Raw genomic sequence first — 13633 nt, forward strand, 5'->3', positions numbered from 1 at the left:
TATCCCTGAAAATGGGTATTTTTCACCAAATTTAAAATAAAGTTGCTGTAGTTCATGTTTCTAATTTTTTGCACATTTTTCTGCTGTAATGTTAAGGAATTAAGTCAGTCCCGCTGAATCTTGTCCCTGATATGCCTATAATAGGGCAGTTTTAGTTTTGGCAGTTTGTTATGCGCGGTTTATATCTGATTACCAATGATGATCCTTTAGAGCTTTTATTAGCCAAGCTTGAAGGCGCAATGGCCAATGGTGGCATTGCAGTCTTGCAATACCGTCGTAAAAAAGTCGCCAAAGAAGATCAAATTTATGAAATTGAGTACATGAAAGCCATGTGTGCTGAATACGGTGTGCCTTTCGTAATTAATGATGATCTGGAAATGGCGGTCAAATACGGCGTAGGTGTGCATTTAGGTCAGGATGATGGTTCTATTGTCGATGCTGTTGCACGTTTGCCTCAGGGCGTACTGATCGGTCGCAGCTGTAACAATTCACTTGAGTTGGCTGAACAGGCAATTGCTGAGGGTGCAAATTATGTGGCATTTGGGGCGATCTATGCGACCGAGTCTAAACCTGAAGCTGGAAACATTGGCTTAGAAACCTTAAAACTGGCCAAAGAAAAACTGAACGTACCACTCTGTGCGATTGGTGGTTTAACTGTTGAGAATTCCAACGAAGTCATTGAATCAGGTGCAGATTATTGCGCGGTGATTAGTGATATATTGGGACTTCCTATGCATGCCATTCCTGAGCGTTTAGATGAATGGTCTGCGCTTTTTCAAGCTACAGCATAAAATTTTTTGATTGATTTAATTTTTAGTCGAGTGCCTTCATGAGCTTATCTCCAAAGCAAGAACAATTGTTCAAACAAGCCAATAAACATATTCCGGGTGGAGTGAATTCACCTGTGCGTGCATTTAATGGGGTGGGCGGTACGCCTGTATTTATTGAAAAAGCCAAAGGTGCGTATTTATACGATGTCGATGGAAAACGCTATGTGGACTATGTGGGCTCATGGGGACCAATGATTCTGGGTCATGCACATCCTGATATTATTAAAGCAGTTCAAGAAGCTGCGGTTGATGGCTTAAGCTTTGGTGCGCCAACCGTACATGAAACCACATTGGCAGACATTATCTGTGAGATTATGCCGTCTATTGAATTGGTACGTATGACCAACTCAGGTACAGAAGCCACCATGACAGCAATTCGTCTGGCACGTGGTTATACCGGCCGTGACAAGATTGTAAAGTTTGAAGGCTGTTACCACGGTCACTCAGACTCGCTACTTGTAAAAGCGGGTTCTGGTTTGTTAACCAAAGGTGAGGGTGAGGCGACTTCTGCGGGTGTTCCTGCTGACTTTGCCAAGCATACGCTCACGCTTCCATACAATGACATCGCGACTTTAAAAGAATGCTTTGCCAAGTTTGGTCATGAAATCGCTGGTGTGATTGTTGAACCTGTAGCGGGCAACATGAACTTGGTAAAACCAATTGACGGTTTTCTGCAAGCAATCCGTGATGTATGTGATGAGCATGGCTCTGTATTTATCATTGATGAAGTGATGACAGGTTTCCGTGTTGGTCTTGGCGGTGCACAGGCACATTATGGTGTGACTCCAGATTTAACAACTTTAGGTAAAATCATCGGTGCGGGTTTGCCAGTCGGTGCTTTCGGCGGTAAACGTGAAGTGATGGAATGCATCGCGCCACTGGGTAAAGTTTATCAAGCAGGTACGCTGTCAGGTAACCCACTGGCTATGCGTGCAGGCATCGAGATGTTTAAGCATTTACGTGCTGAAGGTTTTTATGAAAAATTAACCGCACAACTCGAAAAATTGCTTGCCGGTTTACAAGCGGCTGCGGATGAAGCAGGCATTCCATTTAAAACCCAGCAAGTGGGCGGTATGTTCGGTCTGTACTTCACTGATCAGGAAGACATTACCAGTTTTGATTCAATGTTGAAATGTAATGTGGATGACTTCCGTAAATTCTTCCATGGTATGTTAAAACGTGGTGTGAACCTGGCACCTTCTGCTTTTGAAGCTGGATTCTTCTCGGCTGCACATTCTGATGAAGATATTGAATTTACCATTCAAGCTGCAAAAGAAACATTTGCTGAAATGAACGGGTAAATTAGACCTCTCCTTAATCCTCACTTGTGCCTCATTTTAAACTAATGCTTTAAATATTCGCTCAGGAGAGGGTTTTCAAAGTTGTAAATAAAGATCACACCTCTCCCTAACCCTCTCCTAAAAGGAGAGGAAAGCTTCAGTTAATTTGAGATCAAAATGCAAACCAAACATTATTTAACCCTAAGTGATGCTGAATTTCTATTAAATGAAGCTCATCAATACGCGATTCAGAACAACTTTAATGTCAGTATCGCCGTAGTTGATGAGACAGGCACTTTGCTTGCCATGAAGCGTATGGATGGTGCTTCGCCGATGACTGCAAATTTATGTTTAGAAAAAGCCAAATGTTCTGCGATTAGCCGCCGTCCATCTAAGCTGTTTGAAGATTTGATCAAAGGTGGTCAAATGGGTTTTCTGACTATGGAATCATTTTCAGGGATGCTGGAAGGTGGTGAGCCGATTATGTATGAAGGGCAGTTGGTCGGTGCGATGGGCGTATCAGGTGTAAAATCGTTTCAGGATGCGGAGATTGCGCAGGTGGCGATTGAGAAGTTTTTGACACTACAAAATTAGGTACCTAGTGTTTTTGAATTCCAAGATAATTCTAAGTAAAAATAATAGTGGAATATGAATAATCTTAAAAAAGCCCAAGTAGATTTGCTTGGGCTTTTAATTAAATTGTAATGGTTTGATTTAACTGAAATAAAATATTATTTCATATGACGTGTACTAAGGTGATTTTAGAAAATTTAAAATAGACTGTCTATTTCAACTTAAATCTAAGTTACTTTTGTGAGATATATACGCTAAAATTTATATTTAAATTAGTAATATAGGGGGAAATAATGTCTTTAGGAGATTGGGGGGATATTGCAACTATTCTTACATCATTGGGAATTATTGGTATTGCAATTCAAGCTTATTATGCCCGTAGTAGTGCGGTATCTGTGCAAGAAGATGTCATTAATTCTCAGAAAGCATTAGCTATTGCCCAAAAAGACTTAGTTAATTCTCAACAAGCGTTAGCTATTGCCCAAAAAGATATTATTAATTCTCAGCAAGCATTAGCTATTGCACAAAAAGGGTTAGATGCAGATCATGAGCGTAGTAGAAGGGAGAAAACTGTAGATATTCTTTTTGAATGGGATCAACGCTTAAAAAAGGAAGGGGCTTTAGCTCGAAGAATTGTTGAAACTTTTTCTGCCGAGCAGTGTAGAGAATTGCATGCCCAATCACCTATTTTAGTTAATGCAAAATTAGAACCACTATTAAAACAGCTTTTTAATGAAGGATTTAAGGTAGAAAATAATATTATTAGCCTAAATGAGGGGCATTCCTCAGAATTAAGATGGTATGTAATTACTTATTTAAATGCCCTAGAGTCAGTACTTGTAGCATGGCAATATTCAATAGTTGATCGAGAAATCATTGAACATCAATTTTCTTATTTATTTAAACCGTGTGATGGACATGAAGGCTTAAAGCATTTTAGGGTTGCAGCTGGAGGAGAGGAGAGCTATCCAGCAATTGAAATTTTTGCTAGCCATATTCTAGAAAAAAGACGTGCAAAATTAGTGCAAAAAGCTAACGTTGCTTAAGTATTTAATATAAGGGCTATATGTAAAATTCAATCCCTTACATATCAAAAAATGTAAGTTAATTAGAACTTATAATTTCATCTTTTCTTAGCTAGCATATTGCAACCTTGCAATATGCTAAGTAGAAAACATCCCATGTTCTATCCTATGCCCAAAAAAATCCAACTAGCACCATCTCAAGCCAAATGGCAATTGGCATCAGCACAATCTGTTCTAGTTCTTGTAGGCTTACAAAATCTACGCATGATGCAGGGGATTCAAGACAGTGTGCTTATGCAAAACCTGATTCAAATCAGCAACAAAGCCAAAGCACTCGATATTCCCATTGTTGACCTGTACGGTGATGATCTGATTCAAGGTATGCAGCAACTCGGTGAATATGCCTCAACCCATCCACAACTGATATTTGCCGGACAGGTCACGCCGATGCTCAAGCAAATATTGCCGCATTTGCAAAGTGTCACCGAGCAAATCTGTGTTGTGGATGATGCTATTTTATTGTCAAATCAGGAACAGCATATTCAGTGGATCGATAACATTTCGGCACAAGGTGTGCATCACATGAATAGCTATAGTTTGACTCGGCTATGGGATTTAAGTGCACCATCCGATTATGTGCTTTCAACCAAGGGCATCATGCTGGCTGTGGCGGAACAATTAAACATGGATGCACTTGAAATTGATCCTTATGTTGATTTGAAACAATACGGTTTGGATTCTGTGGCTATTGTCACTCTGGTTGGCATTTGGCGCGCGCATGGGGCAAATATCACTTATGAAGATGTCCTAAAACACAATTCACTGCATGAACTCGCCAGCTTTATATTGCAATAGGCAGGTTCATAAAGCGCTATTGAAATTATTTTTGTTTAAAATCGAAAAAACCGTCGCCAATTCAGGCATTGTGCATTGTAATTCTGTGCCAAGCTTTCTATCATTGCCGGCTTGTTTTCGCGATCAGCCTGGGATTGAACATTGAGTAATTTTCTAACCGAACATCTGATACATCGTGATGAAGATTTTATGGTGATCCATAAACCTGCAGGCGTGCTCACTGTTCCCGGTAAAACCGAAGATTTACAAGATTGCGTGATCAACCGATTATTAGAAATAGAACCCAAAACATTACTGATTCATCGTCTGGATCGGGATACCTCCGGTATTCTGGTGTTTGGCTTGAGCAAATGGGGGCAAAAAACCATTTCCCGCCAGTTCCAGGAACGCCAAACCGAAAAAACCTATCAGGCCGTTGTAGCAGGTCATCTTGAAGGAGAAGGCACGGTTGATGTACCTGTGGTCTATGATCCTGAACATCCGCCTTTACATATTGCCGACCTCAATCACAACAAGCCTGCATTAACCCATTGGCAGGCGATTGAACATTTTCAAATTCAGGGACAGGCGGTGACGCGTGTCAAACTCACGCCAATTACCGGGCGTTCACATCAGCTGCGTGTGCATATGCAGTATCTGGGGCATCCGATTGTCGGTGATACCTTATATGCCACAGCCGAGCAGCAACAGTTAATGCCGCGTCTGTGTTTGCATGCCGAAAACTTAAGTTTTTATCATCCGCAAACAGAGCAGTTGGTAGAGTTTTATTATCCTGTGCCTTTTTAAGGTGAAAACTTTTTAATCTCATCGATTTTGCGCACTTTTTAGTGGGCTTTATGTCAAAATATATTGCTTAAAGACCTATTTTTTTGCTCAAATACTAAGCAGTTTTTGAGTTTGAAATTAGAGTCCTCATTTTTAGATAAAGGTGGAAAAATTGCATCAGTTTGCTATTGGTCAGCGTTGGTTATCAGATACAGAAACAGAACTCGGATTAGGGGTTCTTATTGATGTAGATGAACGATCGGTTAGCATCTTATTCCCAAAAAGTGATGAAACGCGTGTCTATGCACGTAACAATGCACCTTTATCACGTATCGTTTTTAATATTAAAGATGAACTGCAGGATCAGGAAGGCACCAAATGGGTGGTTGAGTCTTTTGAAGACCGTCATGGCGTAGTGCGTTATAACGTGATTCGTACTCTGGAAGATGGTAGCGAAGAACGTAAATCACTCAACGAAACCCGTATTGGTGCGACCATCCAGCTGTCTAAACCGCTTGACCGTTTGCTGGCCAGTCAGGTCGATTATAAAGAATGGTATGACCTGCGTATTGAAGCCTTGTTGATGCAAGCCAATATGAAATCCAGCCCCTTGCGTGGCATGGTGGGGGCACGTGTTGGCCTGATTCCACACCAGCTTTATATTGCGCATGAAGTGGGTCAGCGTTTTGCACCGCGTGTATTACTGGCAGATGAAGTGGGCTTGGGTAAAACCATTGAAGCTGGTTTGATTATCCATCAACAACTGAAAACCGCGCGTTCTGAACGTATCCTGATTTTAGTTCCAGATTCACTGCAATATCAGTGGATGATTGAAATGCGCCGCCGTTTCAATCTGGAATTTTCATTATTCGATTTGACCCGTACCGCTTCAATCAAAGAACACGATCCTGATTTAAACCCGTTCCTGACCGAGCAACGTATTATCGCTTCGGTTGACTTGATGGTCGATCACGAAGATTTGCGTGAGCAGGCTTTAGAAGCCGGTTTTGACCTTCTGGTGGTCGATGAAGCGCATCACTTGATGTGGTCTGAGGAAGAAGGTGGTAATGATCGTTACGATCTGGTAGAAGAACTCGCTGAAAAAACTCCGGGTGTGTTACTGCTCACTGCAACACCTGAACAACTCGGTGTAGAAAGCCATTTTGCCCGTTTACGTCTGCTCGATCCGCAGCGCTTTAGTTCACTGGATCGTTTCTTAGACGAAGAAGAGCAGTACCATCAAACCGCCAAAATTGCTGAAGTGTTGATGTCGGACCTGCCTTTGGAAGATGGGCATTTAAAAGCGATTGAAGGTTTGCTAGGTCATAGCATTCAGGATGAGCCGGAACAGCGTTTCCGTGCTATTCACGAATTATTAGACCGTCATGGCACAGGTCGTATTTTATTCCGTAATACCCGTGAAGCGATTCAGGGTTTCCCGGGCCGTGACTGCCGACCAGCACCTTTGCCAGCACCGGCAAACTGGTCGAAAGACGGTAAGCTGCGTGAACAAATGTGGCCTGAAGAAGCACAGCTGGATGGTGCCTGGATGGAACATGACCCACGTGTGATGTGGCTCATGGAAATGCTGCGTACCGAACTCAAGCATAAAAAAGTATTACTGATTGCACGTAGTGGTCCGGTGGTTGAAGCGCTGGAAAATGTTCTACGTTTGCATGCCGGTATCCGTACCGCCATGTTCCATGAAGGCATGAGCCTGCTTGAGCGTGACCAGGCAGCAGCATATTTCGCTGAAGAATCTTATGGCGCACAAATTCTGTTGTGTTCTGAAATTGGTTCAGAAGGTCGTAACTTCCAGTTTGCATCTGACCTGATCCTGTTCGACTTGCCTGCGAACCCGGATGTGCTTGAACAGCGTATTGGCCGTCTGGACCGTATTGGTCAGGAAAACCGTATTCAGATTCATGTGCCTTATTTAGTGGGCACTGCACAGGAACGTATGTTCCGCTGGTACAACGAAGGTTTAAATATTTTCAGCAATATTTCACCAACCGCACAAACCCTGCAAGAAAACTTCATTGTGAAGTTAAAAGACTGTTTATTGGCAGACTTGGGCCAGCAGTTTGAAGATTTACTGGAAGAGGTTAGCGTTCAGCGTGAAGCGCTGGAAGCGGAGTTGCAGGAAGGCCGTGACCGCTTGCTGGAATACAACTCATGCCGTCCAATCGTGGCACAGGAAATTGTGCAGGCGCTTGAAGATTATGACGACAACACCACTTTGCCAATGTTTATGAAACGCTTCATGGCATCGACCAACATCGATTTCGATGAGCAAAGCAACGGTACCGTGATCATCAAGCCAACTGACCAGATGCAGGTTCAAGGTTTGTCTTTAGATGAAGAAGGCATGACGGCGACTTTCTATCGTGATCAGGCGCAAGTTCGTGAAGACGCGCAATATTTGACCCTGGAACATCCATTCACTGAAAGTGTGATGGAAATGATTAATACCCAATCTTTTGGTAGTACCAATGTTGCAGTATTAAAATCGGCTGCCTTGCCACAGGGTTCGGTATTACTTGAAGTCTGGTTCAAGGTAGATGTGGTTGCACCGAAAGCATTGAACTTGCCGTCAAGCTTGCCACAACAGCTGATTCGCGTATTGCTCAGTGAAAAAGGTCAGGACCTGTCTGAAAAAATTGCACCGGAAATCTTGAAGCCTTATCTGCATCACCTGGATGGCAATAGCTGCCGTCAGGTGGTGAAAGCACGCCGTGAAGTGATTGAACAGCGTTATGCACAAGCCTTGGATATTGCCAAAGCTGCATTGCCGAACTTTAAGCAGCAGGCTAAAGAAGTGTATGGCAACAAATGGCAATATGAAATTGATCGCCTGACTTACCTGAAGCAATTCAACCCAAGCATCCGTGAAGATGAAATTTCACGTTTGCAGAAATTTCAGAAAGAAGGCTTGAGCCTGCTGGATGGTTTATCAGTAACACCAGAAGCAATTCAGGTGATGGTGGTAGTTAAACCATAACTGCAACTTACTTACTCAAATAAAAAGCACCTTCGGGTGCTTTTTTATGGCCTAACTTAAATAGCATTGAGTCACAACTCATCTAGCTTAAAATTCAACTCATGCTAAAATAAAAAAATTATAAAGTATTAAAAGAATAACAATGACTCAGTCTTTAATCACCCTCGGTTCTACAACTTCACACGGCGGTATAGTCTCAGAATGTGATCCTTCTTTTATCATTAATGGTATAGCGGTGCATTTACACGGCATGAAACATTATTGTCCGAAATGCAAAACAGTGGTGTCTGCCATTGCAGCAAAACAGTCTACTATTGTGAAAGGACGTGGGGTGGTGATTGCAGGTGATAAGACAACTTGTGGAGCAACTTTTTTAGGTAGTCAGTTTCTGGTGGTTTCACAAAAATAATCACAAAACCAATAATCGGTTTTGTCCAGTTTTTCAAAGCCCTTGAATTGACTTGCAAGTCAGTGAATCATGCATTTATGTATGTCATCTACCCCAATTTTTCCTTAAGCTACGATGGTGTTAATCAGATAAATTAAACAAGAGCAGGCATATATGCCAGATGAATTAGTAAGAAAAAATGCGATTCATTTTACTCATGCCAATGGGATTCCTTCGGCCACGTATCAAAAGTTTTTTAATTGTTTCAAAGCAGATTTTAATTTAAAAGCCATTCCGATCATTGGCCTGGATCAAAAATATCCAGTAACCAAATCTTGGGATTATCTGGTTGCACAGGTGATTGCAGATATTGAACAACAATTTCCACATCAGCAGGTGATTGGGTTGGGGCATTCATTCGGTTCTTTGCTCACGTTAATGGCGGCGTATAAACGCCCTGATTTGTTTACACAACTGGTGATCATGGATCCCCCTTTTGTAATTGGCAGCAATTCGGCTATTTTTGAAGCGATGCAAAAACTGAAGTTAAAAGCCGTGGATAAAATTACCCCAGCGGGCATAACCATGAAACGCAAAGACCATTGGTTAAATCGGGAAGAGGCTTATCGATCATTACGCAATAACCGCTTGTTTGAAAAATTTGATGCTGAGTGTTTTGATGATTATTTTGCACATGGTATTACAGAAGATCAAAGCAGAGGAGGCGTGACTTTAAGCATTCCTAAAGCCATTGAAGCAGATATTTTTAGAACTGTACCTGCATGGTGGTGGCGTACGCCGCGTAAAGCGCCAAATGTGCCTGTGCATTTAATTACTGCAGCGCAGAGTCCTTTTTATAAGCAAGGCTTGCCTGAGGGAATGAAAAAAATTTATGGCATTGATTTTAGTATAGTTGATGGTGGGCATATGTTTCCTTTAGAGAAACCAGAGGTCACAGCCCAGTTTGTGCAGAAAATTATCCATTTACAGGCATAAAAGGAGAGGGTGTAAATCTCCTTTTATGCCTTACTTATTTATTGGCAAATGAGAGTTACAGGTTCATTTACTTGAGTATCAGCATTTAACGTAAAACTGCTACTACACATACCTTTGTTGGTTTGAATCTCAATAGTATAAGGTTTTGGCGTTAATCCGTATATTGTGACAAGGTTATTGCTGTTAATTGGATATTTACCTTGTTCAATACCTTTAAAATTGACAATGCTTCCACTTTCAAGGGGTTGTTGATTTTGATCAATAAATTTGAAAGTCAGGTTGTAACTTTCAGTATTACTCATTGGAAAATCAATAATATATCCACGTTGATTAATGGGCATAATAGAGTGAGAAGAGTGGGCAAAACTATCTTCAATGCTGATTTGGCTCTCATCAAAAAGCACATTGTTTTCACTATAGCCATATAAGTTATAGCTGAAAATTTCACCTTTTTTGTTGGTTTTGCCAATATAGGAACCGTTGCTGTAAATATCAACATTTGGAGTTCCATCAACACGAATGAGTGCAAAGCTATTCGAGATGTATTTACTCAAATCTAAGCGATTGCCGAGCCAAACAAGTGATCCCATATAATTAGCGCTGTAATATTTTTGATCATCTGTTTGCAGATATTGCACATTCAAATCACCGGCGTTAGTTTTCATGGTTGCAGATGCATTGCCTGAGTAAATATCTTGCCAGCGGCTGGCGCCAATGCTGTAGTCAAAACCGGTATTTTCATAACTGTATTTATTGAACTGTACGCTGGTTTCGTCATCATCATGCTGATTCAGTGTAATTGAATGTTTGCGGTCATCAAAGTTGTAGCTCAGCATGAAATCAACACTGGCGCGGTCATTAGACTCAGCATCATAAGAGATGCCCAAACTGCCGAATAGGCTGCTCGTCAACGAACGGCTGGTTCTCAAATTGAACAGCTTCTGATTCTGCTGTTCCATACCTTCTCTATATTTTCTTTCAACATAGCTCAATGATAGATTGTCAATGTATGGAATTTGATTTTTTGATAGGTAAACTTGATTTTCTTGCTTGGGCAAATAACTGGTTTTGTAATCATCTAAACCTAGCATACGAAATTCTGAACTATAATACTGTGAACGTAAGCCGACACTATAGTCTGGGGTATTACGCTTAAATTCAGTATTGACGGTATAGCCTTCTAAACCGATTTCATCTGCATGGCTATAGGCTGAGTTCACCTCCAGTAAGCCTAATTTATACAGATATTGGCTCAACATGAGTCCAGCGCTTTCCAGTTTTTTACTATAGTCTGCTGTTGCGCCTAAAGTGGTTGATGATGTTATACCTCTGCGGACAAAGCCGCTGCCAAACCAGTCACGATAATCATTATCGTCATACGCATAGTTATAGCGTAATTTACCAGCGGAAAAATTATAATCTGTCAGTCCGGGGCGCAGCAGTCGCTGGTCAACAAAAACTGAGATATTTTGCACTGTAGTATTGCCTAAAATATCTTTGACAATCACTTGTGCTTCGCCCAAACCTGAAAAGCCAATATTGCTGTCAATGCTGTATTGGCCAGGGTTCACTTTGGCGTTATAGGCTTGTGACCCATTAATCATTAAATCGACTGTCGATTGTGTTAAGGCGCTGCCTTGAACGGACGGGGTATTCCAATAGGTGAAATTAGGGCGTCTGCTGAAATTGGTGCCAAAACTAAACCCGCCAAAATAGAAAGATTGGTTCAGCCCAGTATAATTGCTGACATTATCCCCGAGTTTTAAAGTCGTCATTTGTTCAGGGAATTCAAAACTTAAGGACGTATTTAATCGGCTGCTGTCTTGAACGTCGGCTTGCTGGTCATGATAGGTTTTGCGAAACAAATGACTGCTGTTGAACAGCATGTTTTTCCAAAAAAGGTTGAGGTCTGTTGAAGCATTCACTTGTTTGGAGTAATCACCATCTTGGTAATACACATTGTAGTTAATAAAACCGCCTAAATTAGGCATTTCGGGTATAAAACGCTGCTTTGCAGAGAGCTTCTGCTTAAGCATATATTGCGCGGGAATATTCAGTTTGTACAATTGACGCTGAATATCAATTTCACTGCTAAAACTTGTATTTTCAATTAAACAATATTGAATATTATTTTGATTTAATGAGCTTAATTGAGAAATATCAACAAAGCCTTGCTGCAGAATACTGCACTCTATATAGCGTTTCTGATTAATATTGAGAATGAAAGCTTCTTGTTGCAGATCTACACCATTAATCCAAAGCCCTAAAATAGCGTTCTCTGCCGCAGGTGCATTTGCAGCAGAAAGTTCTGTTCTTAAATCAGGCGCAGTTTCTGCCAGAAGCGGTTTTTCAATAACAGTCTGAGCTAAGCTTTGTTGAGCATAAAAGGTGCAGCAGATTAAAACGAGGGTAGAAGGGGATTTGACAATATTGCGGACTTTTTTTATGCCTTTTTTCATTATTTTTGCTCCGCAATATCAAATTTTAACTGCTGATCATTTGCGGTTCGTACAATGAGTTGAAGTCCTTTCTGCGGTTTTAAGGCAGGTATACTTAATTTTATTTGCTGCTGTGCAAGAATATATCTCATTTCATTTGATGTAAAAATGCTATTTCCCTTGGCATCTTGCAAGGTGAAACCAGTGATCTGAAAATGTCCTGTACCTAAGTTTTTGGCATGAATAATAGGCTGGTTATTTGTATCTTTTGTGAGTTGAAATGACAAATCTGCTTTAAAGTTTTTGCCTGCAAACAGCGGTACATTAAAACCATATGCATATTTAATACCGTTTGATTTTGCGGCGTCTGGCAATGGTAAAATTTTAATGCGCCAAGCTTCTTCTTTTTGTAAGTTCATTGCAGAAATGGGTTGTTTAAACCCCATACGGATGACTTGTTTGCTGTTTGGTTCAAGTACAAAGGATGCGGGACTAATAATCAGCTGGTTATCATCAGTCAGTACGTCATTGCCGTTAATGTCTTGTGTCCATTTATAGACACGGACTTCATAATTTTGGGGAGTTTCATCCGCAGAAGATTGTAGGTTGATGGTTGTTGTGCGCTGACGATTGTCCCCATTGATTTGCATTTTGACTGGATAAATTGCGACATTGGCATAAGCGGTTGCCGTCATCAGGCCAGCAATGCTGCTTATAAAGCACTGACGGATCAATGATAAGTGAGACATATGTTTTCCCCAAAACCATGTGGTATTTCAATTGCAAATAGACTGCAGTAAAACTCATTAAAAAAGAGTGAATCGTGAAGCGTAAAATTAAGGGCAGCCAAAGTTCTATACTTTAAATAGGAGGTTTTACAAAATGACGCTGTGGCATGTATGTGGACCTATGGATACATACATGCCTATGAGAAATCAGTAGGTAATTTCTACAGTCACAGTATCCTCATAATTACCAGCAATGTACTCTTCAATGGCAAGTACTGATTTGGTCTTGGCAGAGAGGGTGTATATGTCTGTTTTTGTAGGAGTAGATGGAGCTACTGTTGCTGAAGCTGGTCCATTTACAATTACAGGCGTCGGTCCGCCTGTCATGGTCACACTGTAAGGAATTTTAACTGTTGATAGGGGGTTAATAAGCTGAGATTCGTTAGGAACTAACTTAGTGCCAGATGATGCTTTAATGGTGTAGTCGATATTGCATTTTACTGCAATGTTTAGCATTACTGGCGTGGTATTGTGCATTAAATATATGGTAGGAGCTTTATCGGCGTTTGTAATTACACATGCTGTCGGGACATTAAGTCTGAATTTTACAGTGATACTGTCCGTACCAGCATGTGTAACAAGTGCTCCTGTACTTAATAATAAAATACTAGTGAGTTTTATGAGTGAATTCATGCGATTAATTTCCTTTCATGTATGGTGAAATTTTTCTTAGTTAGATTTAAAAAAATATAAG

The 13633-nt window shown here is 40.9% G+C and carries 12 protein-coding genes; 9 read left to right on the forward strand and 3 right to left on the reverse strand.

Going from position 1 to position 13633, the window contains the following annotated elements:
• The first annotated feature begins 170 nt into the window (after positions 1–170).
• From thiE to B9T26_RS13810, 9 genes are all read left to right on the forward strand, one after another.
• Positions 171–791, forward strand: coding sequence for a thiamine phosphate synthase (gene thiE, locus B9T26_RS13770; RefSeq protein WP_086200229.1), 621 nt, complete (start codon positions 171–173; stop codon positions 789–791).
• Between the two features lie 38 nt (positions 792–829).
• Positions 830–2131 carry a glutamate-1-semialdehyde 2,1-aminomutase gene (gene hemL, locus B9T26_RS13775; protein ID WP_086200230.1) on the forward strand — a complete coding sequence of 434 codons (1302 nt, stop codon included), beginning with the start codon at positions 830–832 and terminating at the stop codon, positions 2129–2131.
• A 156-nt stretch (positions 2132–2287) separates the two neighbouring features.
• On the forward strand, positions 2288–2704 hold the full coding sequence (locus B9T26_RS13780) for a GlcG/HbpS family heme-binding protein (protein WP_086200231.1): 417 nt from the start codon (positions 2288–2290) through the stop codon (positions 2702–2704).
• A gap of 272 nt (positions 2705–2976) precedes the next feature.
• Positions 2977–3729, forward strand: a complete 753-nt coding sequence (locus B9T26_RS13785) for a hypothetical protein (protein ID WP_086200232.1) — start codon at positions 2977–2979, stop codon at positions 3727–3729.
• A 135-nt stretch (positions 3730–3864) separates the two neighbouring features.
• Positions 3865–4563, forward strand: a complete 699-nt coding sequence (locus B9T26_RS13790) for a phosphopantetheine-binding protein (protein WP_086200233.1) — start codon at positions 3865–3867, stop codon at positions 4561–4563.
• 141 nt (positions 4564–4704) lie between these two features.
• A complete protein-coding gene (locus B9T26_RS13795; protein ID WP_086200234.1) occupies positions 4705–5349 on the forward strand; it encodes an RluA family pseudouridine synthase in 645 nt (214 codons plus the stop codon).
• 142 nt (positions 5350–5491) lie between these two features.
• Positions 5492–8329: an RNA polymerase-associated protein RapA gene (gene rapA, locus B9T26_RS13800; protein ID WP_086200235.1), complete on the forward strand. Its 2838-nt coding sequence runs from the start codon at positions 5492–5494 to the stop codon at positions 8327–8329.
• Positions 8330–8471: 142 nt separating this feature from the next.
• Entirely contained in the window at positions 8472–8738 is a 267-nt protein-coding gene (locus tag B9T26_RS13805; protein WP_086200236.1) for a PAAR domain-containing protein, read from the forward strand.
• A 153-nt stretch (positions 8739–8891) separates the two neighbouring features.
• A complete protein-coding gene (locus B9T26_RS13810; protein WP_086200237.1) occupies positions 8892–9713 on the forward strand; it encodes an alpha/beta fold hydrolase in 822 nt (273 codons plus the stop codon).
• 38 nt (positions 9714–9751) lie between these two features.
• Here the strand turns inward: B9T26_RS13810 and B9T26_RS13815 are convergent, their stop codons facing one another.
• The 3 genes from B9T26_RS13815 to B9T26_RS13825 all read right to left on the reverse strand — a co-directional run bounded on the left by B9T26_RS13815 (position 9752) and on the right by B9T26_RS13825 (position 13572).
• Positions 9752–12172: a fimbria/pilus outer membrane usher protein gene (locus B9T26_RS13815; RefSeq protein ID WP_086200238.1), complete on the reverse strand. Its 2421-nt coding sequence runs from the start codon at positions 12170–12172 to the stop codon at positions 9752–9754.
• Entirely contained in the window at positions 12172–12900 is a 729-nt protein-coding gene (locus tag B9T26_RS13820) for a molecular chaperone (RefSeq protein WP_086200239.1), read from the reverse strand. Before B9T26_RS13820 ends, B9T26_RS13815 begins: the two co-directional genes overlap by 1 nt.
• 186 nt (positions 12901–13086) lie before the next feature.
• Positions 13087–13572: a spore coat protein U domain-containing protein gene (locus tag B9T26_RS13825; protein WP_086200240.1), complete on the reverse strand. Its 486-nt coding sequence runs from the start codon at positions 13570–13572 to the stop codon at positions 13087–13089.
• Positions 13573–13633 lie beyond the last annotated feature (61 nt).

The organism is Acinetobacter sp. ANC 4169 (assembly GCF_002135355.1).
Lineage (GTDB): Bacteria > Pseudomonadota > Gammaproteobacteria > Pseudomonadales > Moraxellaceae > Acinetobacter.

Coding starts and splice junctions, on each gene's coding strand:
- thiE (WP_086200229.1), top strand. CDS start 171: ATGCGCGGTTTATATCTGATTACCAATGATGATCCTTTAGAGCTTTTA.
- hemL (WP_086200230.1), top strand. CDS start 830: ATGAGCTTATCTCCAAAGCAAGAACAATTGTTCAAACAAGCCAATAAA.
- B9T26_RS13780 (WP_086200231.1), top strand. CDS start 2,288: ATGCAAACCAAACATTATTTAACCCTAAGTGATGCTGAATTTCTATTA.
- B9T26_RS13785 (WP_086200232.1), top strand. CDS start 2,977: ATGTCTTTAGGAGATTGGGGGGATATTGCAACTATTCTTACATCATTG.
- B9T26_RS13790 (WP_086200233.1), top strand. CDS start 3,865: ATGTTCTATCCTATGCCCAAAAAAATCCAACTAGCACCATCTCAAGCC.
- B9T26_RS13805 (WP_086200236.1), top strand. CDS start 8,472: ATGACTCAGTCTTTAATCACCCTCGGTTCTACAACTTCACACGGCGGT.
- B9T26_RS13810 (WP_086200237.1), top strand. CDS start 8,892: ATGCCAGATGAATTAGTAAGAAAAAATGCGATTCATTTTACTCATGCC.
- B9T26_RS13815 (WP_086200238.1), bottom strand. CDS start 12,172: ATGAAAAAAGGCATAAAAAAAGTCCGCAATATTGTCAAATCCCCTTCT.
- B9T26_RS13820 (WP_086200239.1), bottom strand. CDS start 12,900: ATGTCTCACTTATCATTGATCCGTCAGTGCTTTATAAGCAGCATTGCT.
- B9T26_RS13825 (WP_086200240.1), bottom strand. CDS start 13,572: ATGAATTCACTCATAAAACTCACTAGTATTTTATTATTAAGTACAGGA.